Here is a 215-nt window from a genome sequence, read left to right on the forward strand (position 1 = left end):
CTTCCTGACGCCCTTCTTGACGTCCTTCTTGACGTGCTTTATGTTCCAATCTTTGTGCTATTGTCACCAGTACCTCCTCATACCACGGGGCCTGTTCTGCCAGTCGCCGTAAGATCCTCATCTCACACGGATCGTTGAATGCTGATTGAGGACTCTCAAGACGAGTTAGTGGTGTATTTGCTCCAGTTCGTTCTGGCTCAGACCTTTTTACCCCA

Annotated in this window: 1 pseudogene; it reads right to left on the reverse strand. The window is 49.8% G+C overall.

What is annotated here, in order from left to right:
- Positions 1-215 (reverse strand): annotated as a pseudogene (locus EAE89_RS23935) (hypothetical protein); the annotation flags it as partial.

This window comes from Photorhabdus heterorhabditis, from assembly GCF_018448905.1.
Lineage (GTDB): Bacteria > Pseudomonadota > Gammaproteobacteria > Enterobacterales > Enterobacteriaceae > Photorhabdus > Photorhabdus heterorhabditis.